The following is a 25,163-nucleotide window of genomic DNA, read 5'->3' on the forward strand; positions in this document are numbered from 1 at the left end:
ATCTTCCGGTTCAATCATTCCGACTGTTGAATAATGGGGCTCTATTAATTATAGAGATACTACCCACGCAGATTTTAGTGGCCTGCAAACTCACAAATGCTATACACATTTAAGCCTAGTGCTTTCAGCTTTTCTTCACCGCCGATTTCAGGCAAATTAATCACAAAAGCCGCATCGGTCACTTCACCACCTAATTGACGGATCAGTTTAACGGTCGCCTCGATAGTGCCACCGGTTGCAAGCAAATCATCAACGACTAATACTTTATCGCCGGCGTTGATCGCATCGGTATGAATTTCAAGAACATCCGTTCCATACTCTAATTCATAAGATTGAGAAACAGTTTCACGAGGCAATTTACCTGGCTTGCGAACCGGTACAAAACCAAGGCCTAACTCCAACGCTAGCGGTGCACCAAATAAAAACCCACGAGCTTCCGTCCCCACTACTTTGGTGAAGCCCATCGATTGATATTTTTCAACTAGTAGTTGGATGGTTGCTTGATAAGCTTGTGGATCTTCCATCAAACTTGTCACGTCACGAAACAAAACCCCTTTTTTAGGGTAGTCAGGAATGGTTTTAATGCTCGCTTGAATAAGCGCTTGAGTATCAGTAGTCATTATAGAATTCTTATCTTAGGTAAACTTTAGCTTGATAATAACATCACTAAAGCTTGGGGTAATTATTAATATAACTTCAGCGAAAAAAGTCGTTACTGAATATGGCAGGTATGTTAGTGATTTTCACTAGAATCGGCAACATTTGAAGTAGGCTCATGAACCGGTAAACGGTGGAAGCAAAAAAACAATATCGCAAAACCAAACACCAACCCTAGCTTGAGCCACCACTGAGGCAGCATCACAAAAGAGAAAGTAAAGCTCATTGCCAGTAACACATAGCCTCTTTTTTTCATGGCAGCACTCACTGCTCGATGCTGATTCCAGTTATCAATGATCGGGCCTAAATGCGGATGGTGGTGGATCCAGTGATGAAATTTCTCATTACTACGCATAAAACATGCGCTCGCCAGTAAAAGAAATGGAGTGGTTGGAAGTAAAGGGAGAAAGATCCCAAGCACACCGAGTACCAGAGATAAACCACCAACGGCATTGAGTAACATTTTACGGATGATGGTTTGAATTCCTTACAACAGACGGCTAAGCGCTAATTTTGGCTTAAAAGATTAATCCATGTAAGTGTTGCAGGAAGAGTAGGTAAAAGTAAAGCGACAATCACGCCTAAAAAGTAAAATAGATTGAATGGTTCGTTAAAGTTTTCATCTGCCATTTTCGGTCCCTCGTGTAAAATTGAGGGCAAAATATAGGAGAAAATCGAACAAACAAAAACCGACAAAATTCAAGGTTATTACAAGGCTGTCAGATAGCTCACAGAATTCTGAACGCCCTCTTATCTCCAACCAATACTAATTTTTTAGTAAGTTACATTTTTGATGGTTAATTTAAAGCTACGCACCCCGAGTTCACTCAATACAAGCTCACCACCTTTCTTCATCGGCAGATGGCTTGTTACAAAGTTTTTAGTACAGCCTTCACCCAACTTAATGCCTTTTTCAATGGCCTGAGTCGAGCCGTCAAACAACCAATTACTTTTCATTCCTGCCGGCAGAATAGAGATCGTGCCTTCTACCATATCGGCAATACCAAATAATGCATTAATAGGGTTTGAACATTTGGTGCAGCTAATGCCTTTTTCTACCGCATCGGCTAAATCTTTCAAATCAGAATGGCAACGCTTTCGTGTTCTCAAAAAGTCGTTAAATAGCGCTCGGATCAACAAGGCGGTCCCGACACCGTTCTCGCCTCCATCCGATGAATCCACAAGATAAAAAGCAAAGCGACCATCCATTAGCCAAGCATAATCAAATACCAGTGGCATCATTTCAGATGGTTGTAAAACATGGTAACTACATTTCCACCCCCCTTGCTGAGTATCTCGCTCAGGCTGAAGGGCGTGTAGTAAATCTCGTGAGGTAACGACGTTATCTTTAAGATGGTTTAAGTGCCAGTATAATTCCTTCTCTTCATCAACTTGCCCAGAGTGATCAAGCTGAAACCATTGACTTGAAAAATCACGCACGACACTAGGGTTCGCCTGCGACTCTTCCAAGGTACTTTTGATAGCGGAAGTAAAATGATCTAAGTGGGTAATCGGTTTTGTGAGAAAGTCTTTAATACCAAAGCGTAATACGCGCGCGACATCTCCCATATCTTCTGTCGCTGACACCACAATCATTGGCAGCATAGGGAACTGCCAGCTGACTTCTTCAACCAGCTCAATACCGCTCATGATCGGCATATTTAAGTCACAAATCATCAAGTCTGGCACTTGATGTCGTAATAGTTTTAACGCATCCAGCCCATCTTCGGCTTCGGTGACTTCAAAGTTGAGTTTTTTTAAATACGAAGCAATCATACTGCGAAAAATAGGATCATCATCCACTAGCATGATTGTTTGTCTTGCGCTATCTAGCGCCATTTTTACGTTCTGCACTTGAGAAACAGATTTATGCATATTGGGGTAACCTCTTAATACGACTCAGTGCAATAATTCAACGTGACTTATACCCAAGTCACTTCAAAGTGCAAATAACTTGGACATATCATAAAACCATTTAAAAGGTAGTTATTAAAAGTTTTAAATTCAAATTACTGTGATGAATATTGTGCCTTGCTCCCAAAAAGCTAAGCTCGAGTGAACTTTCATAAGGTTGCGATGACTCGGCTATATTCTTTGTTAAAAACAATTACAAATCATCAATATGGATAGCACTAATCCTCAAGAAAGAAGACAAATTTACTGAAATTGACATGAATACAAGTTATGGTGATATCAAATAACAATAATGTTTGATGTTAAACAACCATCTTGCTTAATGTTCCGCTACACTACCCTCTACTCGTAGTATAAATAAGTGCTCATATAATGAAACTTGATGATTTGAATTTATTCCGATTGGTTGTGGATAATGGTAGCTATACTGCTACTTCCCGTAAAACTGCTATCCCTGTGGCAACCATTACTCGTCGTATCCAAGCGTTGGAAGAAGGATTAAATCTACGCCTACTTAACCGTAATGCTCGTAAACTCTCTTTAACCGAAGCTGGACAACGATTTTACGATGAATGCTCTCCTCTGTTAAAACACTTAACAGAAACCACAGAGACCATTTCTGATGAATGCCGAGGCGCATCAGGTAAGCTACGTATTTCAGCGCCAGCCAATACCGCCAAGCGTATTATCATGCCAATGCTTAATGAGTTTATGGCAAAGTATCCTGATATTCGTATTGAATTGTTAATGACCAACTACGCCGATCGACTTGACCCAACTGAATGGGATGTCATTTTCCGTGTTGGCCCTCAACGTGACTCCACCTTAATTGCGCGTAAAATCAATGAAGTTAAAGATGTGCTCGTCGCTAGCCCTAAATACTTGGCAGACTGTGGCGATCTACATCATGCAGATGATTTACGCCACCATGCTTTGTTGAAAGGCCTACCACTGGTGAAGTGGCAATTGACCAACTCACAAGGTGAAACGGTCACTATCAATGAAAAAGGCCGCTTAGAAGCGAGTGAATTAAATGTGGTACGTAAGTCTTGTACCCATGGTTTAGGCATCAGTTTGATGCCTGATGTAATGATTGAGGCCTATTTGCGTGAGGGTCGTTTAGTGCGTGTACTCGACGATTGGAGTGCCAATTCTCGCGATATCTACATGCTTTATAATCACAAGAATCATCAGCCCGAAAAAGTCCGTTTATTAATCGACTTTATCGCGCAGCATGAAGTGCTTTAACTCAACCCTATCAGTCACTCAATTATAGTAATCTTAAAAAGCCAGAGTTCATTCAAACTCTGGCTTTTCAATTTCAGCAATGAATATAAAGATTACGCGCCTTCGTTATGCATTTCTAAGTTCGCTAAATCAACCTGCATATCACGATCTAATTTGGCATCATCATTACGTAATGAATCAATATGATCTAAGTATGCTTGGTCAATATCACCGGTAACATACTGACCACTAAACACAGAAGACTCAAATTGAGTGATGCTTGGGTTACCTAAACCAACCGCTGCCACTAAATCGTTAAGGTCTTGGAACATCAAAGCATCAGCGCCAATCATCTTACAAATTTCATCGGTTTCGCGACCATGTGCAATCAACTCATTGGCACTTGGCATGTCGATACCATAAACATTCGGGAATCGAACTTCAGGCGCAGCAGATACCATGTAAACATTTTCGGCCCCAGCGTCACGGGCCATTTCAATGATTTGTTCAGACGTAGTACCACGAACGATAGAGTCATCAACAAGCAATACGTTCTTACCTTTAAATTCAGAACGAATCGCATTCAGTTTGCGACGCACCGATTTCTTACGCTGTTGCTGACCTGGCATGATAAAGGTACGACCAACGTAGCGGTTTTTCACAAACCCTTGTCGATATGGCTTATCAATCAACTGAGCGATTTTTAAGGCTATATCACATGACGTTTCCGGAATTGGGATCACGACATCGATATCAAGATTATCCCATTCACGTTTAATCTTTTCACCTAGTTTTTTACCCATTTCAACGCGTGCACTGTAAACCGAAATTTTATCGATAAATGAGTCTGGGCGAGCAAAATAAACAAATTCAAAAATACATGGATTCAGAGTTGGCTGCTCCGCACATTGCTCACTAAAGAATTGTCCATCGAAGGTGGCATAAATCGCTTCACCTGGTGCAACATCACGTACAAAATCAAAACCAACCGCATCCAAAGCGACTGATTCCGATGCCACCATATACTCGGTACGACCTTCGACTTCACGCTTACCTAAACATAAAGGACGGATACCATTCGGGTCTCGGAATGCCACCATGCCATGACCAATAATCATTGCAGCAACCGCATAGGCACCTTTAACGATCTTGTGTACTTTTTTAATCGCACCAAACACATCAGCTTGAGTTAGTGGGTAGTTTTCAGAAAGGTCAATTTCTTGAGCCAGAATGTTAAGTAATACTTCAGAATCAGAGGTAGTGTTAATGTGACGACGACCTTGCTCAAACAACCATTGGCGAAGGTCATGAGCATTGGTCAAGTTACCATTGTGAGCTAATGTAATCCCATAAGGTGAGTTTACATAAAATGGCTGAGCCTCAGAAGCACTAGAGCTGCCTGCTGTTGGATAACGAACATGGCCGATACCAACGTTACCTTGTAGTCGTTTCATGTGTTTAATTTCGAACACATCCTTCACTAAACCATTGGCTTTACGCAGACGAAAACGATTGCTATCTATGGTAATAATACCTGCGGCATCTTGGCCACGATGCTGCAATACCGTTAAAGCATCATAAATCGATTGATTGACAGGCGTTACACCTACGATTCCAACAATACCACACATGTCTTAACCCTCGGTTGGTGGAGAACTGGCGCCTCCAGTTCAATTACAAAGGCGCGCCAGATAAAAAGCTTGAAGTCTGTTTTAAGTGATCAAAAAACGGAGCAATGATTTGGCTAAATTGCGGGATCAACTGCGACGATTTCCACCACTCTGAATTTGGGAACGCGGTAAACGCATCCATAAAAAATAACACGACTGCAATGATCAACACACCACGCAATGCTCCAAAAACCACACCTAATACCCTATCGGTACCCGATAAACCGGTTTTCACCACAAGCTGGCTAATGACATAATTCACTAACGCTCCGACAACCAGTGTCGCAATAAACAAAGCCCCTAATGCGGCTCCATTTCGAACCATGTCATTTTCAATATTGGTAAAGTACGCTGCAAGCTTTAGGTAATAATGCGTGGAGATATAAAATGCACCACACCAAATCACTAAAGACAGAGCTTCTTTAACGAAACCACGAACTAAGCTGATCAAAGCGGAAAAGCCGATCACCCCTAAAATGACAAAATCTATCCAAATCATAAAATTTACATCTTAAGTTGGCGCGCATTTTACCAGAAAAATACGCGACGCAAACGTTTTCTTATTAATTAAGTGGCTTAAAAGTCTGCAATTGACCTTTTAAGCCTGTAATTTCTTGCAGCTTATCAATTTGTTGTTCCATCTTTTCTTTAGAAACATCAGGGCCAACAATGACTCGAGATAGCTTACCATCTTGCTTTAGATGTGCTTGAAATCCACGTTTTTGCAAATCAGCCACCAACTTTTGGGCATTATCTTTATTGCTAAGAGCCACCAATTGAATGATCCATGCGCTATCACTATATTGGTTTTTCTCGCGAACTGACGCAGGTTTATTGACTACCGGCTTAGGTTGAGGTTTTACTTCAGGCTGAGGTTTGGCTTTAGACTCAGCTTGCACGGTTACTGATTTGACTGGCTCTGATTTGGGCGCCTCATCAACGGTGACCGTCACTGGCTCTTCCGGTAATGCAACATCAAGTTCAACCGGCTTTTTCACATCTTGCGAAGTTGAAGCCTGACTTGCATCATCAGTAGGTTTAATCGGAATTGCCGCAAATTCTTCTTTATAATGCTCTTTCTGCCCATCAAAAACATCAGGCAAAACAATCACACCAATCGCGACAAGAATCACGGTACCAATCAAACGGCTTTGAAATTTACTCGCCATTTTGATTTCCTCTTATTTGTTTACTTAATATTTTTTTGTTGCCAGTAATTAAGCACTTCCCCTACCGTATGGAAAGAGCCGACTACAAGCAATACTTCATCTTCTTTAACGTGTTCATACGCTTGAATAAAAGCATCTACAGGCGTTGTATAGCGGCCTTCATAGCAAGCTAAATGCTCAATGAGTTCATCTACGCTTGCGGCTCGAGGCCCTTGCAATGAAGCTGGGTACCAATGTTTTACCACAGGCGCCAGCGTCTGCAATGTACTAGTAATATCTTTATCGTGTAGCATAGCAACAACGGCTCTTACTACCTTACCCGGATGCTGTTTTTCGAGTTGTTCAACTAAATACTGTGCAGAGTGAGGATTATGAGCAACGTCTAATAAAACCGTAGGCTGTGAAGACAACAACTGCATTCGACCAGATAGACGAGCTGAATTTAATCCGTTAACGACATTCACATCTGTCAATTCTAGCCCCGATGTACTCAGTGCCATTAACGCGGTCGCCGCATTGGCTAATGGTAAAGATGGTATCGGCAATTCATCTAAATCAAAGCCACCTGATTGCCAGCGCCATAATTGACGAGTTTCATCGGTAACTTGATAGTTAAACTGTAATCCAACCTGATAAAGCTCTGCACCAATATCATCAGCATGCGCGGCAACAGTAGGTGGTGACTTTGATTGACCACAAATCGCCGGTTTACCTGAACGAAAGATACCCGCTTTCTCAAAACCGATAACGTTAATATCACTGCCTAACCAGTCCACATGATCGATGGCTAAGCTGGTGATCACCGATACATCATGATCCACCACATTGGTGGCATCTAATCGTCCACCTAACCCTACCTCAAGCAAGACAACGTCGACCTGTTCAGTTTGGAAGACTCGCAAAGCGGCAAGTGTGCCAAACTCAAAAAAGCTCAAGCTGGTATCTTTGCGGCTGCACTCAATAAAATCAAAGGATTGAGTTAAGAGATCATCACTTACATCATGGCCATTAATTCGTATACGTTCATTATAATTGATAAGATGAGGAGAACTGTAGACGCCAATACGATAACCTGCATCAAGTAAGATCGCTTCCATCAATGCACAAGTCGATCCTTTGCCATTGGTTCCAGCAACAGTGATAACTTTAGGAGCAGGTTTGGTTAAATTTGCAGATTGAGCGACTTTACTTACTCGATCTAGGCCAAGATCGATAGCACTGGTATGGATATTTTCTAAATAATGAAGCCACATCGACAAAGGTGATGTGGCTTCTGGAGAATTATGTTTACTCATTAAACGCATGACTCATTACATCTTCACTTAAGTAAAGATAAGATATCATTTATTTGCTGCCTTGGCACTAAACCTATAGGCAGCAATCCATTTAATTGCACTGGGTATAGACCAGAGACGTTAATGAGGATTATTTCTTATCGGCAACGGGTACTTCGTAAGATGGTTCATCATCAATCGAAACCACTAATGGCGATTGGTAGTTTGTCATCTTAGCAACAAGGCCAGCGATGCGCTGACGCATTTCACGACGATCAACAATCATATCAATTGCGCCATGCTCGAGTAAGAACTCGCTGGTTTGGAAGTCTTGAGGTAAGTTTTCACGAACGGTTTGTTCGATAACACGACGTCCAGCAAAACCAATAATGGCTTTTGGTTCACCAATATTAATATCACCTAGCATGGCTAAGCTTGCCGATACACCACCATAAGTAGGGTCTGTCATTACCGAAATAAACGGTAAGCCTTTTTGCGATAAACGCTCAAGTGCTGCGCTGGTTTTTGCCATTTGCATTAAAGACATTAATGCCTCTTGCATACGGGCACCACCACTGGCAGAAAAACACACTAAGCCACAGTTATTGGCAATCGCTTCATCAACCGCACGAACAAAACGTGCACCGACAACCGAGCCCATTGAGCCGCCCATAAACGAGAACTCAAACGCACAAGCCACCAAAGGCATACCTAAAAGCTCACCTTTCATGGCAATTAACGCTTCAGTTTCACCACTTGATTTTTGAGCTGCTGTGATACGGTCTTTATAACGCTTAGAGTCTTTAAACTTCAGTTTATCTTTCGGCTCAAATTCCTGACCGATTTCAACGGTGGTACCTTGATCTAAAAATGTCTCTAAACGACGGCGACCTTTCATACGCATATGATGGTCACACTTCGGGCAAACTTCTAAATTACGTTCTACTTCCGCTTGATATAAGACTTGCTCACAAGAAGTACATTTGGTCCAGATCCCTTCAGGGATAGACGCTTTACGTGTATTAACAATATTTGTAGTTGTAAAAATTTTTTCAAGCCAACTCATGGGAAGACCTTTTAGCTAGATCCCTCGCTGTATGCAAAGGATGAGAATTTGAGAAATAAATGCGGAGGAGATTAAAACACATAATACCCGCACTGTAGATAAAAAACTGGTTGTACCTATATTTAGACGCTGAAATAAACATCAAAGTTTGATGAAAATTAAAGCGCTCAAGCTTTTATGCACTAAAGATATCAATATATAAGTACTGATTAATGTTAGTGTAATAATAATGTGAAAAAAATCCACCCTAATCTATATGAGGTTACTTGGTCTATGTCCAAGTATAATTAGTCAGCAGGTAAAAATAGCGGACCAATGGCGACATTAGGTAAGTTAAAGCTCTCAGGGTAGTCGACATCAACTAGATACAAACCTTCTGCTTTAGCGGTTGCCCCTGCTAAGCTGCGATCTTTTTGTTCAAGTAGCCAAGCGATCCATTCAGGATTCTCATCACCGGTTCCCACTTTTATTAAGCTACCCACAATATTACGCACCATGTGGTGAACGAAAGCATTGGCTTTAATATCGACTATCACATATTGGCCCATTCTAGACACATTCAAATGCATCACATTTCGCCAAGGGCTTAGTGATTGACAATGTACCGCTCTAAAGGACGTAAAGTCATTTTCACCCAATAGAAACTGACCAGCTTGATGCATTTTCCCTGCATCTAGAGGATTGTGATAATGGCTTACTCCAGAATGTAAGATTCCAGGTCGAAAGGCGTTATTAAAGATAATGTAGCGGTAACGACGCGCCGTAGCACTAAAACGCGCATGGAAGTCATCAGACACTTCATGAGCCCATCTCACCGCAATATTACTAGGTAGATTGGCATTAACACCCATAGTCCAAGCAACTAGCTTTCTTGACGCCGTAGTATCAAAGTGGACAACTTGTCCTGTGCCATGAACGCCAGCATCGGTACGGCCAGCACATTGGACTTCTACAGGATGATTCGCGACAACCGACAGCGCTTTTTCTAAATGCTCTTGCACACTAGGCACATCTTTTTGTCTTTGCCAGCCGAATAACTTGCTGCCATCGTATTCAACACCTAACGCAATACGCATTTAAAACCACTCTTTGTCACATCATTAAAAAACGGTCGCAAAGTATATACCCAAATAACCTCAACATGCGAGTTTCAGCAAGTAAAAAGCCTATTCCTGATGCAATTTATCACTTTACTTAAATTGAAGATAACAGCTTATTTGCCTCGGTTTTCAATACTTCATCACCTTTTGAGATCACCGTTTTTAATAACTTAATCGCGGTACGCTCATCACCCATTTCAAGGAAAACCTTAGCTAGATCAAGATTACTATTCATTTCGGCATTGATATCAACGTCAAAGTCATTCACATCACCGAGTACATCAGGGAATTCGTCTAGTCCAACATCAAGATCGGGCTCTTCTTGCTCATTAATATTTTCAGAATCAATCTGATCGGCATTACCTAATTCAGCCTTTGGTTGCGGTTGAGTTTCTATATAAGAAGAGTCTACCGCTTCAGCAGGGTTATCTTCAGTTAATACAATGCTATCGTCACTGATTATCGAATCGCTATTAAGGTCAGACACCAGTGCATCGTCCAACTTATGGTTAGCAATATCATCTTCAATGTCTTCTACCGTCGGAATATCAGCTTCAAAAGCCTGAGGTTCTGTATCGGCATCGTGACGCGCTTCATCTTCACCATATTCAGGTAACTCATCGTCAGAAAATTCAAACGTTTCTGTTTCTGAAGAAGCTTGTGGCTGTGTCGATGCTGTGTCAACCACTAGCCTTGCTGGTTCGATTGTTTCTTGAGGCGCGACTAGACGCTCTAATTCCTCACTACGCTTAGGCCGGTGAGAGAACAATAGACGAATAATAAATAAGATTAATATTAGTGGTAATAAAATAATAAACCACAGCCACGGATGCTGATTGGCTATACGAACAAAAGCTTGAGGAGTATCAATTGACGTAGATTGAGCTTCTGCTTCATTAATTTGCAGGCGATTTTGCTCATCCGCTTTCAACGAGGTTTTCAGTTCATTGAGCTGTTGCTGTATTTTATCTAACTCTGAAGTAAGGCGATCATTCATCGCTTCAACTTGAGTCAGTTCAACCTGCTCCTCATCCGTTTGAATATCTAATGTCTGTTGTGAGTTAGTGATCGATTGTGATTCAGTGCCCTGCTGAGATTCAGTGGTCGCTTGAGCATCAACCGGAGCAACCGATTCTGATTGTTCATCAGAGATTACTTGCTGTTTCCCATTCAAATGCTCATTCAACGTTTTCGCATTATCGCTATTAGATAAATCTGGAGAAGGTTGTGTTGATGGGTAGTCAGCTAATGTTGCCGGTTTAGGTGGCTGGATCGATTCATCGACTTGTGATGGAACTGGTCGCAATTTATCACGCTGAATAATCTCGACAGCGTCTTGAGTTGACTCTTTTTCTATCAGCTCAAGTGTCGGTAAACGCAATACACTGCCAGGGATTAAGCCATGGATATTATGGTCTTCAAACGCTTTCTGGTTCAGCTTATAAGTCGCTAATACAGTTTGGGCGACCGAAACAGTTTTACTAGGACGATAAGCCTTGGCAATTGACCATAAGGTTTCATCTTCGCCAGTCGGACCATAGATTGATGCGATATCTTCCGTAGGTTCAAATGCCGCAACATCCGAACTGGATTGCGCAGGTACATGATTTGATGGCTCCACTGTAACTCTGCTGTCATCAGCACAAGCAACCGAAATTTGGGTTACAAAAAGTAGCGTGACGGGAGCGATGAAATGTTTGAATGTACGGCGCATAAAAATTCGGCTAATCCAAAGGTTTAATCAATAAATTTAAATATATAGGATAATAACCCCATTCGGGTAGTGTTGCTGATAAAAATCCTTCATTTCTTACTGTTTTTTATCGAATAAAATGATCTCACGGTCAAATTCAAGCATTAAGGGAACATTACTGATAGCGAGATCAAAAAAAGCCCTACACTTCTCAGCATAGGGCTCAATTCAATGTCGTGCCTTGATATTACTTGAGTATCACTCTTAGAAGTAATCTCGAATCAGCACTTCAGCAATTTGTACTGCATTGGTTGCCGCACCTTTACGTACGTTATCGGCAACGACCCACATATTAATACCACTGTGGTGACTGATATCATTACGCACACGTCCAATCATTACCGTGTCTTTACCACCAGCATCACGAACTTGAGTTGGGTAATCGATGCCGCGGAATACTTCTACGCCTTCCATTTGCTCTAGCATATCCATCACTTGCTCAGCATCAATGGGTGCTTGAGTTTCAATATGTAGAGATTCAGCATGACCATAAAATACAGGTACACGAACACACGTTGGGTTCACTTGGATAGATGGATCATTAAATATTTTTTGCGTTTCCCACACCATTTTCATTTCTTCTTTGGTGTAGCCATTTTCCATCATCACATCAATTTGCGGGATACAGTTAAACGCAATTTGTTGAGTAAAGGCATCTTTCTCAGCGGGTAAACCATTCAATAATTTAGCGGTTTGGCCTGCCAATTCATCGATACCTTTTTTACCTGCACCAGAAACTGATTGATAGGTTGCAACGTTAATACGCTCAATGCCAACTGCATCATGTATTGGCTTTAACGCCACTAACATTTGGATAGTAGAGCAGTTCGGGTTGGCAATAATATTGCGGTTTCTAAATTCAGCAATCGCTTCAGGGTTCACTTCCGGCACCACAAGTGGCACATCAAATTCATAGCGGAACTCAGAAGTGTTATCAATCACGACAACGCCTTCATCAGCGGCGATAGGTGCCCATTTTGCTGATAATTCACCACCTGCTGAAAATAAAGCGATATGCACTTGTGACCAATCAAAGTCTTCGACATTTTGAACGCGAATCGTTTTACCATTGAAGCGATAAGTTTTCCCTTCACTACGCTCACTGGCGAGTAAATAAAGATCACCTACAGGAAACTTACGCTCTTCTAATACTTCAAGCATAGCTTCGCCAACGGCACCAGTTGCACCAAAGATAGCAACGTTAAATTCTTGACTCATGAAAACCTCAATTTAAATATGGAGCATATTGAAGGCTTAATACGCTCAATTAAGCGCGTTTAAACCCTAAATGATAAAAAGGCGTCAGTTCGACGTTCGATTCTTGATGCATGGCTAACGTTATCGCGCTGTATTCACGGCGATCCCAGTAGTCTTTTCTCATTGCATCAAAGGCTTGAGCCTGTATTGCTGGATCGGCTTGAGTTATCTCTCGACGAAAAACCGCATCATCATGGCGAACATCATAAATCAACTGAGTTAAATTGTGCAGTAATGCTTGGTTTTTCTTACCCTCTTCTGTCCAGCCCGCTGATAACTTCACCATAGGTACTGGAGCAGTTGGTAATAACTCATCTGGATTGGCTCGGTTATTTAGCCCAAGAAACTCGCAAAAACGATTAAAGATCATCGTAGTGCCACGCGCTTTCCCTTCCAGTCCGTAGCCTGCAATGTGCGGGGTCGCAAAAGTCAGCAGAGGCAACAGCTCTAGATCTACATTTGGCTCAGGTTCGAATACATCCAAAACCGCGGTAAAACCATCGGCTTGTTGCAACCGTACTTTTAAAGCTTGGTTATCCACCACAGGGCCACGAGCAGCATTAATTAAAATTTGATCGCCACGTAATTGGTTTAATTCTAGCTCACCAAGAAGATGATGTGTTGGCCATTGCCCCGCTTTAGTGATCGGGGTATGAAGTGAAATAACATCGGATTGTTCGAGTAAAGTCTCTAAATCAACAAACTCTCGCCCATCACCTTGGGCTTGCTTTGGTGGATCGTTAAGTAGCACTTTAATACCAATAGCCTGCAGACATTGCGCCAGATAACTGCCCACTTGACCTGCACCGATGATTCCCACCGTTTTATCGAATACAGAGAAACCTTGTTGCTGAGCAATGACCAGTAAAGAGCTAATAACATATTCCGCCACCCCGACTTTATTACAACCGGGTGCCGCGCTAAACGTAATGCCTTTGTCTGCTAACAATTCTTGGTCTACATGATCCATACCGGCGGTCGCGGTACCGACAAACTTCAAGCGATCCGCTTTGGCTAATAATGCAGCATCCACTTTGGTCACAGAGCGAATCATTAATGCATCTACCCCAATTAAATCATCAGCGCTTATATTGCGCCCAGATTTCATCTCAACCTCCCCTAGTTGGCTAAACAAGGCTTCGGCATACGGCATATTCTCATCAATGACTATTTTCATTTTACACTCATGAACAATTAATTTCCTTAATGATAAAAAAATCCCCGACCTAAGCCGAGGATTATTTACTCTAAATATCGCGATAATTCTCAAAGTAATTGGAATTGCAGTGAGAAGACAAGTGAATGAGTCCCCATGAGCTTAGCTCTAGTCTAAGTAATTGGGGCGAATGAACGCCGTCGACAAAGCTGCAGCTTCAATTACGAAGAGAATTAAGCTTCGTATTTCTTAATCACTAATGTTGCGTTAGTACCACCGAAACCAAAGCTGTTTGACATGACAGTCTTCAACTCTTGATCACGTGGTGCTGTTACGATATCTAGGCCTTCCGCAGCAGGATCTAACGTTTCTACGTTAATGCTTGGTGCAATGAAGTTATTTTCCAGCATTAGCGTTGAGTAAATCGCTTCATGAACGCCAGCCGCACCTAGTGCGTGACCCGTCATTGCTTTGGTTGCAGAAATCGCAGGGCACTTACCACCGCTGTCTTTACCAAATACTTCTTGGATTGCGCCAAGTTCTTTCACATCACCAACTGGCGTTGAAGTGCCATGTGTATTTACGTAGTCGATAGTATCTACATTTTGCATTGCCATCTTCATACAACGTACTGCGCCTTCACCTGATGGTGCTACCATATCGTAGCCATCAGAAGTCGCACCGTAACCGACGATTTCGCCGTAGATTTTTGCGCCACGAGCAAGTGCATGCTCTAATTCTTCGATAACGACCATGCCGCCGCCACCAGAGATAACGAAACCATCGCGGTCTGCATCGTAAGTACGAGAAGCACGATCTGGTGTTTCGTTATACTTAGTAGAAAGTGCGCCCATCGCATCAAACATCATTGCAGATGACCAGTGTAGCTCTTCACCGCCACCAGCAAACACAACATCTTGTTTGCCTAATTGAATAAGCTCCATTGCGTGACCGATACAGTGTGCTGATGTCGCACAAGCAGAACTGATGCTGTAGTTAACACCGCGAATTTTAAATGGCGTAGCAAGACATGCAGAAACTGATGATGCCATGGTACGTGGAACCATGTATGGACCAATACGCTTAACGCCTTTTTCACGCAAAGTATCTACAGAGATCACTTGGTTTTGAGAAGAAATACCACCAGAACCCGCCACTAAACCTGTACGGTCATTTGAGACTTGCTCTTCCGTTAGCTTAGAATCTTCAATCGCTTGTTGCATTGCAAGGTAGGCAAAAGAGGCAGTATCACCCATAAAGCGCATTTGTTTACGATCGATATGCTCACTTGGGTTGATCTTCAAATCACCCCAAACTTGAGAGCGTAGTCCAGCTTCTTTAAATTGTTCAGAACCTGTAATACCAGATTTACCTATTTTTAAAGAGGCCAATACTTCTTCTACGTTATTACCAATACTAGATACAATACCTAGACCAGTGATGACGGCTCGTTTCATGTGACGTTCCTATAATTCAAAAATCGCTTAATGATAACTGACTTAACAATCGAAGTGGTCAGCTTTCCTTTATATTTTAACTCTTATGAGTAAATTTCAATCACTATCGGTTAAATTACTTTCAGTTTATCGAACCGATTCAACGTGTGTGTTGATCCTGATCGTCATGCTATCGAAAAGCGTGACACGATGAAAGCTGAGTTTAAACAACGTAATACTTTACCGAAAACGTTAATCTTTATGAGTCATACCCAGTGAAGCTATCTACTCTATCGCCCGATGGGTATATAATAGCCCCAAATTGATACAAAATGACAGGTAATATCCGCGTGATCAAAAATGCTCAACTGGATTGGAATGAATCCGGTACACCCGTATCCCACCAATTTGACGATGTTTACTTCTCTAACGCCAATGGGCTAGAAGAAAGCCGCTATGTATTCATCCAGCAAAATCATCTACCTACGCGCTGGCAGCAAGCATCACAATCTCGTTTTGTGATTGCGGAAACCGGGTTTGGGACAGGGCTTAATTTTCTTGCGGTTTGGAAAGAGTTTGAAACATTTAAACAAAACCAACCTGACTCACCATTAACTCAATTGCATTTTATTAGTTTCGAAAAGTTTCCAGTGCATATTGATGATCTCATTAAAGCTCATGCCGCTTGGCCAGAACTGGCTGATTACGCAAAACAACTCCAAGCCCACTACCCGATTGCGGTACCTGAATGTCATCGTTTAGTCCTCGCCGATGGCATGATCACATTAGATTTATGGTTTGGTGATATTCATAACAGCTTACCGAAACTCGCGCAAACCGAATCAGGTCTTGTGGATGCTTGGTTCTTAGATGGCTTTGCGCCCAGTAAAAATCAAGACATGTGGAATGATGCCTTATTTCAGCACATGGCGCGCTTAACTAAAGCGGAAGGGACTTGTGCAACGTTTACTGCGGCAGGATTTGTACGTCGCGGGTTAATTGAAGCTGGATTTGACATGAAAAAAGTCAAAGGCTTTGGCACCAAACGTGAAATGATTGCTGGCATATTGCAGCCGTCATTAGCCAAACAGCAGTCGTTAACCAAAAACTCTTTTGCTCCTTGGTTTCAACGCTACCCTATTGAGCAATTTGATCGTCAGAAACCCATTGCAATTATCGGTGGTGGGGTTGCTAGTGCCACATTAGCGTTAGCCTTATATCGTCGTGGTCATAGCATCACTCTTTATTGTGAAGATGATAAGCCTGCGTTAGGCGCATCCGGTAATCGACAAGGCGCGCTTTACCCACTAATTGCAGAGCCCGAATCGCCGCTCAATCGTTTCTTTGCACCGGCTTTTTTGTTTGCTCGCCAATTGGTTAAGCAAGCCGCCTCGCAACTTGAGTTTGATTACGACTTATGCGGAGTCACCCAACTCGCTTGGAGTGATAAAGCCAAAAAAAAGCTCGATAAAATGCTGCTCAATGACTATCCGCAAGAATTGCTGCATAGTCTAACCACCGAGCAAACCGCACAAATCATCGGTTTAGATATCGACCAAGAAAGTATTCACTATCCGCTTGGCGGCTGGTTATGCCCGCAGCAACTCACGCAAGCAATTATTTATGAGTTATCCCAGCAAGAAAACGAACAACAAAAAAGTGGGCAACAGCCAAACGTTGAAGTGCATTTTAATACTCAAATTGAATCGCTTTCTTATAATGAGGCTGAGAAAATTTGGACGCTTCATCATTCACAAAACAATTTCCAGCATCAAGTAGTTGTCGTCGCCAATGGTCACCAGTTTTCTCGCTTTGAACAATTAAAAGCGATTGCAGCAACCTCGGTTAAAGGGCAAGTCAGTCATATTCCAACGACAGAATCGCTAAGTAAACTCAAAACCGTTTTATGCTATGACGGCTATATGACCCCGCAAAACCCAAACAACGGTCATCATTGTATTGGCGCAAGCTATGATAGAAATAATATTGACCAAGAATTTGATCCGATGGCGCAAGTCAGCAACGGCGAACGTTTAAAGCAATGCTTACCAAATCAATCGTGGCCGAATGAGGTTGATACCAGTGAAAATCTTTCTCGACAAGGTATTCGCAGCGTCACCCGTGATCATCTACCTTTTGTGGGTAATGTTTTTAAATTCGAACCTGTGGTCGAAAGCTACGCCAAACTCGATCCACAAATCTTGCGGAAACGTCCCGATTTAATGCCAGAAATCCCACATTATCCGAATCTGTTTTGTATGGTAGGGCTAGGCGCCCGTGGGCTGTGCTCGGCACCATTATTAGCCGAGGTACTAGCCTCACAAATATCCGGTGATCCACTTCCCCTGCCGCTCGAAGTATTAGAGAAAATTCATCCGGCAAGAATGTGGGTTCGTAAAATGCTAAAAGGTCGACCGATCACCGAAGAGTGATCTAGTCTCTGCGGAAAATCACTAGAAACTACACAATATAAAAACGGGATGAACCATCACAGTTCATCCCGTTTTTTAATATCCTTCGTAATGCCTGTTCAAATAAGCAAATTACGCTTTTAAACTTGCCGCGGCATCCGCTAGTTGCTTAGCAATGTCAGTATCCGTCACTTCGCCATTTTCCATATCAAACACATCATAAAAGCTTGGTACTGAAACCGATGCTTTCACTTCTGCGTGGAAGAAAGCGGCTGAACCGACCGCTTGGGCTAAAACGCTTTGCGCGCCACCAGGGCCAGGGCTAGCTGAAAGATACACAACTGGCTTGTGAGCAAACATTTGTTGATTAATGCGCGATGCCCAATCAAACAAGTTTTTATAAGCGGCGGTATAAGTACCGTTATGTTCAGCAAAAGAAATCACAAATGCATCAGCACTTTCTAATTTTGCAAAATAAGCCTGAGCACCGTCTGGGCGACCGACTTCTTTCTCTGTGTCTTCACTAAATAGTGGCACAGAGAAGTCATTTAGGTCTAACACCTCAACGTCCGCGCCCTCAACTAAATTGGACGTATATGTGGCAAGGGCTTTGTTAATTGAGTTAAGGCTAGTGCTCGCGCCAAATGCAATAATTTTCATAATAATTCCTTCTTCAAAACTGGTTCTCGTTGCGATTAGTTCTTGTTACTATGAATAGTACTTTACGGCATTACACATCGCTTACCAGACAACTTCCTATATCAACTTGTTCAAAAAATCAGAACAACTAAATTTTAATGCTAAGTGATTGCCACATATCTGCTACGATCACTTGATCCGCTGGCGTTAATTCATTACGAGCTTGCTCTAAACTGCCTTGAATACGTTGTTTAAATTCGGCAACCTCTTGCACACCTTCTGCTTCACAATCAGCAGCAGAAAGAGAGATGTGTCCTCGTAAATAACCACCAGCAAATAACTCATCGTCAGATGCCGTTGCCACTGTTTGGTCAATGGCTTCAAGAAGTTTTTCTTCCAATTCTATAATCATCTTGCTCTCTACTCTTTCATTAAGCCATTATTTTTCTGAGTTCTTATCTTATTTAACTCACAATAAACTGTTCAGGTGTTAACGGCGGTGTTTGATAATGCGATTGTAACGCATTCGATAACATAGCAACACGTACTGGTAACCCTTGTTGTAAAATTTGTAGCACTTCTTTATGCACTTTTGCCATAAACTCTAAACGGTCTGGCTCAAAATCACCATTTAAATTGTCACAGCTAACGGAAAATGGAAAGCCAGCACTGACTGATAATATCCATTCATACGCTTGAGGACGTATTTCAACTTTTTCAAACTCAGCCTGCACTTCTGCGGTTCGACCATCTGGTTCATACCAATAACCAAAGTCTTCTAACAACCTACGGTCAGGCCCTGCGACACACCAATGGGCGATTTCATGCATAGCTGAAGCGAAAAAGCCATGAGCAAAAATAATCCGGTGGTAGTTTAGCGTTTCATCTGCCGGCAGATAAATAGGCTCATCATCACCACGAATCAACTTGGTGTTATAAGAAGGGTAAAAAGTCTGATTAAAGATAGAAATAATCGCCTCTGGTGTATGGCGATATTTATTATGGTGATGCTTATTAGCGCTCATTAGAAATTATGACAACATACAGGGAACATGTCGGCTATTGTCCTTACTTTTGCTTATAAGGTAAAGCCTCGCCCGCCTAACTTAACGACTCAAATGTAACTCACCGTTCAAGCCAGTATAACAAAATTGCAAACTCATTATTTTTTCTAATGGATCAACCCAAAAAATGACGATAATTCTCATTCGTCAGCCTGCTATAGAACACATACAATCACGCCCTTATTTCAGACCTAGCAACAGTGAGTATGCCATGTTATTAAGTATTATTTATATTATTGGTATTACAGCAGAAGCCATGACTGGTGCATTAAGTGCTGGTCGTAAAAACATGGATTGGTTTGGCGTGATGTTGGTGGCAAGTGCCACGGCAATCGGCGGTGGTAGCGTACGTGATATTATCTTAGGCAACTATCCTTTAATTTGGGTACAGCACCCACAATATTTATTGATCACTTGCGTGGCAGGTATCCTCACAACGTGGCTTGCCAAATGGGTAGTCAAATTCAAAGGCATCTTTATTCGCCTAGATGCTTTAGGCCTAGCTGCTTTTAGTATCATTGGCTGCCAAAAAGGCATTAATATGGGGTTACACCCTGGAATTTGCATTGTGGCGGCAATTGTTACGGGTGTCTTTGGCGGCTTATTACGTGACTTAATTTGCCGACAAGCACCGCTGGTTTTGCACCAAGAGCTCTATGCTTCTGTGTCACTGATCGTCGCAAGTATTTACTTGCTATTACAACACTATGCAGTCGATGAGAATCTGGCCATTATTGTTAGCTTAGTTGTAGGCTATCTACTGCGTATGGCTTCGGTTCGCTTCAATTGGCGCTTACCGGTATTTCAGCTTAAGGTTGAAGGCTCGGTTCATTAATCATAATCCCTTCACCCATAAAACGTTTTGGATAAACAAAAAGCCAGCTGGAATATCCCTGCTGGCTTTGATTTCTCGATTGAGAGAGTTAGGTTATCGACTATGGCGCAACATAATTTGGGTTAGCTTGGGTATCGTCAATGTCACAGGCAAGGCCTAAAGTAATGATCCCTAAAAGATCGACTCTTGCCAAACAAGCCACATTAATTTGATTATCGCTCACTAATGATTCAAAACTAGCAGTAACATTAGCAGTCTCAAGCACATTTGCATCCGCAAGAGTCACCTCACCTGTAGCATCAATATTTATTAGCTGTGCATTATCCGTCATATATTGAGGCTCATTAGGCGCAAGAATACGACTAGTTCCGTCAGAATAGGTCACCTCTGACTGAATAGTAAAAAGCGAATCTCCCGCCCCTACATTCAATTGAATTAGCCCTAGCAAATCCAAGTCTGCCGTTCTTAACGCATTAATATGCAATAAGTCAGCACGTTTAGGACCAACTGTTACTTCCGCTGTATCGAATACCGTATTCCCTTCATAAACATACGTACCTGTGATGGTAACGACGCCTTCACCTATCGATTGAACGGTGCCATTACTAGTTACTGTTGCAATACTTGGATCATCGGTAGTCCACGTGGTCGAGCTTGTAACATCTCGATTTCCAGTAATATCAAAATTAGCGGTAGCGGTTAAATCCCCCGTATCCCCCTTTGCTAAATCGAGTGTCGGCGGTGTGATTGCAACACTTGCAACCGTGTCTTGAATCACTTCAACACCCAAGGTTTCAAATTTTCCAAGGTAACTTGCAGTGATATCAACATCAGAAGTTGTCACCAGATTCGCGGTCACTAAACCGTCGGCATTGACAGACACAAAATCTGAATTTGCCGTTGTCCAACTGGCATCAGACGTCACATCTCGAGTCGTTCCATCGCTATAGTTTGCCGTCGCCTTAAGCTGCTCAGAAGTATCCACCAGCAAGGATAAGACTGTGGGCTCAATGGTGATACTATCTACGGTGGCGGCCGTTACCGTAACGGGAATTGGATCCGATTGTTTGGCATTCAGCGATGCGGTAATATTAGCACTACCTACCCCCGCAGCCTGTACCGTATTATCAACATTAACCCCCGCGACAGAACTGTTATCCGATATTAATGTGGCTTGTGCTGTCACATCCTCACTTCTACCATCTGAATATTTTGCAATAACATTAATCGAAGCCCTATCCCCCTTCGCCATCGTGATGGAATCCGGTTCAATAGTCAGCGATACTAAAGTAGCATTTGAAACGGTTAACGCCGCTGTAGAAGTTTGCGATGAAAGACTAGCGGTTATCGTTGTCGTCCCTTTAGTACTCGCGGTGGCTAGACCAGCAACGTCAATATCGGCGACGTTGGTATCACTACTTGACCAACTAACACTGCTGGTTACGTCTTGAGTCGTATTATCAGAAAAGGTTGCTGTTGCATTAAATTGTTTGGTTAATCCATTCGCTAATGTTGCGGTAGCTGGTGACACAGTAAGCGTTTCTAATGTTGCATTGGTTGTAGTAATAGCAACATCCTTGCTTAAGGTCCCATAATCAGCGGTAACAGTGGTACTACCGACACTATTTGCTGTCACTAGCCCAGAGTCATCGACACTAGCAACACCTGCGTCACCTGAAATCCAAGTAGTTTGCTCAGAAACATCCACACTAGAACCATCACTAAAAATAGCGGTGGCAGTTAATTTATCACTGGTGCCATTGGCTAAATTTAAACTCGAAGGACTAATATTAAGTGATGATAGCGTTGCATTCGTTACCGTTAAAATTGCGCTACCTGAAAACCCTTGCCACTCAGCCTTTATCGTTACCTCACCAGCAGATAATGTAGTAACTTCACCTAACGTTACCGTCGCAATACTTGAATTAGAGCTCGTCCAAACAGCACTTTGAGTGACATCTTCATTACTACCATCAGAATATAAACCTTGAGCTATAAAATTCACCACTACCCCGCCAGCCACACTAGTAACCTGTGGTAGCACTTGCAACCCCGTTGCTTTTGGCGGCAAGATAGTGACCGTCACGGTTGTTTCTTGTCCTTGATAAACCGCAGTAACTTCTGCGCTACCTTCCTTAATGCCTTTCATCACGCCATTTTTATCCACCTGAACAACTGACGTATCACTGGAAAACCAACTCACTTCTGAAGGTTCGATGGATGCTCCACCTTGCTTTAACTCCAATTGCAATGTTTCGCCAGCTGCTACGCTAGGGTTTTCCGGCACAATTGTTAATTGACCTACAGATTCACCCAACTGCGAAGGCAAACCACTACTTTCATTCCCACAACCAGCTAGCACTGCAAGGAAGAACCATAAAAATAATGAACTCATATATCTTTTTAAGTTATTCATATTTCAGCTCCTTGCTCTGGTGTTTGCATTTCTTTGTTCACCACTTCTTGTTTTTCAAATGGCGGAGAGAACAGAACCACACGGCGGTTGGTCGCGCGGTTTTCGGCGGAAGTGTTTGGCACTAAAGGTTGAGCTTCACCATAAGCCTTCACAGTTATACGGTCAGCAGAAATACCTTGCTCAACAAAGTATTCTTTTAACGCATTACCTCGACGCTGAGATAATTGATGATTGTAATCATCTGAACCAACATTATCGGTATGGCTTTCAATGGTAACGGTAGCGTTAGGATTTTCTTTTAAACGTTTCTCCATAGGCGCGAGAAGTGAGGACATATTAGGATTGAGCTTGGCTGAATCAAAAGCAAAAAGGACGGTGGAATTATTTTCCCCAAAATTGAGAGTCATGCTTTTTTCAGTCACTGTAACATATTTGGTCTCGGTCACCGTTTTCACGATTGTTTCAGGCTCCGATGCCCCAAAACGGTATCCTAGCCCTAAAAATATTTGGCTTATATCTGCGCCACCAGTCGAATCAGAACCAACACCGTAAGTATATTGATAACCTAATTCTAAATAGCTTTTTTCTGTCATATTGTATTGGTAGGCCAGAGAGGCGAAAGGAGAAACACCAGATTTATCATTATCGACATCCTCACCTATTTCATTCCCTTCAACATCTACATACCAAGGTAGGATCCCTAATTGAGCAATAATACTTTGATTCTCTGTTAGAGAGAAAACACGCCCAGCAGAAACTCCTATACCAAAAATATCCCCAGTATATTTAGCTTTTTGGGATGGATCGGCTAGTGCTGGATAAATGGCTTGATATTGTCCTAAATAATCAAAACTAATTTGATAAAAATAAGGCTCAAAAATATTATGTCGAAAATAAACACCACCACCTAAAGACTGGTCATCGCAATCTAAATTATCATCTTCACAACTAGAATGAGCAAAATTATAATCAAATTTAACCCCAACAGACTTATTATCCTCTGCTGAAATAGCGTAAAAAGGCAACCCTAACAGCACCGAGACTCCACTTATATAAGCTAACGTTCTAATCATACACTCACCGCCTTGCGCGTATATTTATATTAATAATAAAAACTGACAATTAGATTATTAACCACAAACAAACAACCCTCCAAAATAAAAATGGATAGATATAAAAAACAAAAGAAAAAAGTAAAGAATTTAACAATTGAAATGTTAAAAACAGATTAAATGTAAATGTAAATAAAAATACATTTCAAGCTAAGATTTTAGACAATTACCCTCTCTAACAAACCTCACCAACATAAGCTCTTAACCTATTAATATTATTTATCTTTATTGTCCCATAGCCAAAGGACAGTAGGCCTAATTCAATGTATTTATTTAGATAAGGACTGATAGACTGACGAGTTTGACCAATTAAGGCAGCAAGATGAGTTTTTGTTAGCCGAAGTTCTATGCACTCCGGAGGAGATTCGTATGAAGAAAACATCTCTACTTGATTTAAAATTTGTTTGCCTATTTTTGATAATGTATCGTTATCAATATGACTTAATGCAAAACGACTAATTGCAAAAACCCTATCGGACAAACACATCATGACATTATTCATGATAACTTCATCGGTATTCATTGCTTCAAACAACACTGACGTTGAAATAAAGATAACACTAGAATTTTCTGTGGTCTTTGCAGATACCAAACTATTATTTGTCGAAAAAGCACTCTCACCAAACCATTCAAGTGGTTTTATTTTTGCTATTGGAAGAACTTGATCTTGATGAGTTCGATAATTAATTTCTAATTCACCATCAGCTAAAACGCCAATATCGCTATTTCTTTCACCTTGCCTGACAACTTCTGTATCTTTTTCAAAATGTTCCAAATGTGTATTCTTGCTTAATAACAGTATATTCTCACTTTCCGCACCAGTAAAAAGACCGCACTGCGAAAGAACCGAATGTTTCACATAATCCATTATCATATAAGCCCCTTATCGTTCTAAGTATAGAGATTGCTCATACATAAGTTATAACTTCAAATTTGAAATAATTATTAATTTTCAAACCAGTTACATTTTATTCATTATGAAATGAGACACTATTAACAATTATTGA

23 protein-coding genes are annotated in these 25,163 nt (G+C 41.7%); 3 read left to right on the plus strand and 20 right to left on the minus strand.

Going from position 1 to position 25,163, the window contains the following annotated elements; translation table 11 throughout:
* Positions 1-74: 74 nt before the first annotated feature.
* The 4 genes from apt to K358_RS0113935 all read right to left on the minus strand — a co-directional run bounded on the left by apt (position 75) and on the right by K358_RS0113935 (position 2,532).
* Complete coding sequence (apt, locus tag K358_RS0113920) at positions 75-620, minus strand: adenine phosphoribosyltransferase (RefSeq protein ID WP_027697391.1); 546 nt, start codon at positions 618-620, stop codon at positions 75-77.
* A gap of 113 nt (positions 621-733) precedes the next feature.
* On the minus strand, positions 734-1,120 hold the full coding sequence (locus tag K358_RS0113925) for a DUF454 family protein (protein ID WP_038150232.1): 387 nt from the start codon (positions 1,118-1,120) through the stop codon (positions 734-736).
* A 44-nt stretch (positions 1,121-1,164) separates the two neighbouring features.
* Entirely contained in the window at positions 1,165-1,287 is a 123-nt protein-coding gene (locus K358_RS19505; protein ID WP_027697393.1) for a hypothetical protein, read from the minus strand.
* Positions 1,288-1,431: 144 nt separating this feature from the next.
* The gene (locus K358_RS0113935) at positions 1,432-2,532 is read right to left on the minus strand and encodes a response regulator (RefSeq protein WP_027697394.1); all 1,101 of its coding nucleotides are present in this window, start codon (positions 2,530-2,532) and stop codon (positions 1,432-1,434) included.
* 411 nt (positions 2,533-2,943) lie between these two features.
* Here K358_RS0113935 and K358_RS0113940 point away from each other — a divergent pair, with 411 nt between their 5' ends.
* Positions 2,944-3,819, plus strand: a complete 876-nt coding sequence (locus K358_RS0113940) for a LysR family transcriptional regulator (RefSeq protein WP_027697395.1) — start codon at positions 2,944-2,946, stop codon at positions 3,817-3,819.
* 92 nt (positions 3,820-3,911) lie between these two features.
* On the opposite strand, the gene purF is transcribed toward K358_RS0113940, so the two are convergent.
* The 10 genes from purF to fabB form a co-directional block, all read right to left on the minus strand.
* Positions 3,912-5,429 (minus strand): amidophosphoribosyltransferase, encoded by a 1,518-nt coding sequence (purF, locus tag K358_RS0113945; RefSeq protein ID WP_027697396.1) that lies wholly within the window; start codon positions 5,427-5,429, stop codon positions 3,912-3,914.
* Between the two features lie 43 nt (positions 5,430-5,472).
* A complete protein-coding gene (locus K358_RS0113950; RefSeq protein WP_027697397.1) occupies positions 5,473-5,967 on the minus strand; it encodes a CvpA family protein in 495 nt (164 codons plus the stop codon).
* 64 nt (positions 5,968-6,031) lie between these two features.
* Positions 6,032-6,637, minus strand: coding sequence for an SPOR domain-containing protein (locus tag K358_RS0113955; RefSeq protein WP_027697398.1), 606 nt, complete (start codon positions 6,635-6,637; stop codon positions 6,032-6,034).
* A gap of 20 nt (positions 6,638-6,657) precedes the next feature.
* Positions 6,658-7,932, minus strand: coding sequence for a bifunctional tetrahydrofolate synthase/dihydrofolate synthase (gene folC / locus K358_RS0113960; RefSeq protein ID WP_027697399.1), 1,275 nt, complete (start codon positions 7,930-7,932; stop codon positions 6,658-6,660).
* A 130-nt stretch (positions 7,933-8,062) separates the two neighbouring features.
* On the minus strand, positions 8,063-8,977 hold the full coding sequence (accD, locus tag K358_RS0113965) for an acetyl-CoA carboxylase, carboxyltransferase subunit beta (protein ID WP_027697400.1): 915 nt from the start codon (positions 8,975-8,977) through the stop codon (positions 8,063-8,065).
* A gap of 287 nt (positions 8,978-9,264) precedes the next feature.
* Entirely contained in the window at positions 9,265-10,053 is a 789-nt protein-coding gene (truA, locus tag K358_RS0113970; RefSeq protein ID WP_027697401.1) for a tRNA pseudouridine(38-40) synthase TruA, read from the minus strand.
* 118 nt (positions 10,054-10,171) lie between these two features.
* Positions 10,172-11,791: a FimV/HubP family polar landmark protein gene (locus K358_RS0113975; RefSeq protein ID WP_027697402.1), complete on the minus strand. Its 1,620-nt coding sequence runs from the start codon at positions 11,789-11,791 to the stop codon at positions 10,172-10,174.
* A gap of 243 nt (positions 11,792-12,034) precedes the next feature.
* Positions 12,035-13,048 carry an aspartate-semialdehyde dehydrogenase gene (locus K358_RS0113980; RefSeq protein ID WP_027697403.1) on the minus strand — a complete coding sequence of 338 codons (1,014 nt, stop codon included), beginning with the start codon at positions 13,046-13,048 and terminating at the stop codon, positions 12,035-12,037.
* Between the two features lie 49 nt (positions 13,049-13,097).
* Entirely contained in the window at positions 13,098-14,264 is a 1,167-nt protein-coding gene (locus K358_RS0113985) for a 4-phosphoerythronate dehydrogenase (RefSeq protein ID WP_027697404.1), read from the minus strand.
* A gap of 212 nt (positions 14,265-14,476) precedes the next feature.
* A complete protein-coding gene (fabB, locus tag K358_RS0113990) occupies positions 14,477-15,700 on the minus strand; it encodes a beta-ketoacyl-ACP synthase I (RefSeq protein ID WP_027697405.1) in 1,224 nt (407 codons plus the stop codon).
* A gap of 311 nt (positions 15,701-16,011) precedes the next feature.
* On the opposite strand from fabB, the gene mnmC reads away from it, so the two are divergent.
* Positions 16,012-18,111: a bifunctional tRNA (5-methylaminomethyl-2-thiouridine)(34)-methyltransferase MnmC2/FAD-dependent 5-carboxymethylaminomethyl-2-thiouridine(34) oxidoreductase MnmC1 gene (gene mnmC, locus K358_RS0113995; protein ID WP_027697406.1), complete on the plus strand. Its 2,100-nt coding sequence runs from the start codon at positions 16,012-16,014 to the stop codon at positions 18,109-18,111.
* 111 nt (positions 18,112-18,222) lie between these two features.
* Here the strand turns inward: mnmC and K358_RS0114000 are convergent, their stop codons facing one another.
* The 3 genes from K358_RS0114000 to K358_RS0114010 all read right to left on the minus strand — a co-directional run bounded on the left by K358_RS0114000 (position 18,223) and on the right by K358_RS0114010 (position 19,754).
* A complete protein-coding gene (locus K358_RS0114000; RefSeq protein WP_027697407.1) occupies positions 18,223-18,750 on the minus strand; it encodes an NADPH-dependent FMN reductase in 528 nt (175 codons plus the stop codon).
* Between the two features lie 127 nt (positions 18,751-18,877).
* On the minus strand, positions 18,878-19,141 hold the full coding sequence (locus K358_RS0114005; RefSeq protein ID WP_027697408.1) for a YfcL family protein: 264 nt from the start codon (positions 19,139-19,141) through the stop codon (positions 18,878-18,880).
* Between the two features lie 52 nt (positions 19,142-19,193).
* Positions 19,194-19,754, minus strand: coding sequence for an elongation factor P hydroxylase (locus tag K358_RS0114010; protein WP_051241328.1), 561 nt, complete (start codon positions 19,752-19,754; stop codon positions 19,194-19,196).
* Positions 19,755-20,004: 250 nt separating this feature from the next.
* Between K358_RS0114010 and K358_RS0114015 the strand changes: the two genes are divergently transcribed.
* Entirely contained in the window at positions 20,005-20,628 is a 624-nt protein-coding gene (locus tag K358_RS0114015) for a trimeric intracellular cation channel family protein (RefSeq protein ID WP_027697410.1), read from the plus strand.
* A gap of 100 nt (positions 20,629-20,728) precedes the next feature.
* Here K358_RS0114015 and K358_RS18850 read toward each other — a convergent pair whose 3' ends face one another.
* The 3 genes from K358_RS18850 to K358_RS0114030 form a co-directional block, all read right to left on the minus strand.
* The gene (locus K358_RS18850) at positions 20,729-23,044 is read right to left on the minus strand and encodes an Ig-like domain-containing protein (protein ID WP_051241329.1); all 2,316 of its coding nucleotides are present in this window, start codon (positions 23,042-23,044) and stop codon (positions 20,729-20,731) included.
* On the minus strand, positions 23,041-24,117 hold the full coding sequence (locus K358_RS18855; RefSeq protein WP_051241330.1) for an OmpA family protein: 1,077 nt from the start codon (positions 24,115-24,117) through the stop codon (positions 23,041-23,043). Before K358_RS18855 ends, K358_RS18850 begins: the two co-directional genes overlap by 4 nt.
* Before the next feature lie 214 nt (positions 24,118-24,331).
* Positions 24,332-25,030, minus strand: coding sequence for a Crp/Fnr family transcriptional regulator (locus K358_RS0114030; protein ID WP_027697411.1), 699 nt, complete (start codon positions 25,028-25,030; stop codon positions 24,332-24,334).
* Between the last annotated feature and the right edge of the window lie 133 nt (positions 25,031-25,163).

The sequence above is a fragment of the Vibrio litoralis DSM 17657 genome (genome assembly GCF_000426765.1).
Classification (GTDB): Bacteria; Pseudomonadota; Gammaproteobacteria; order Enterobacterales; family Vibrionaceae; genus Vibrio; species Vibrio litoralis.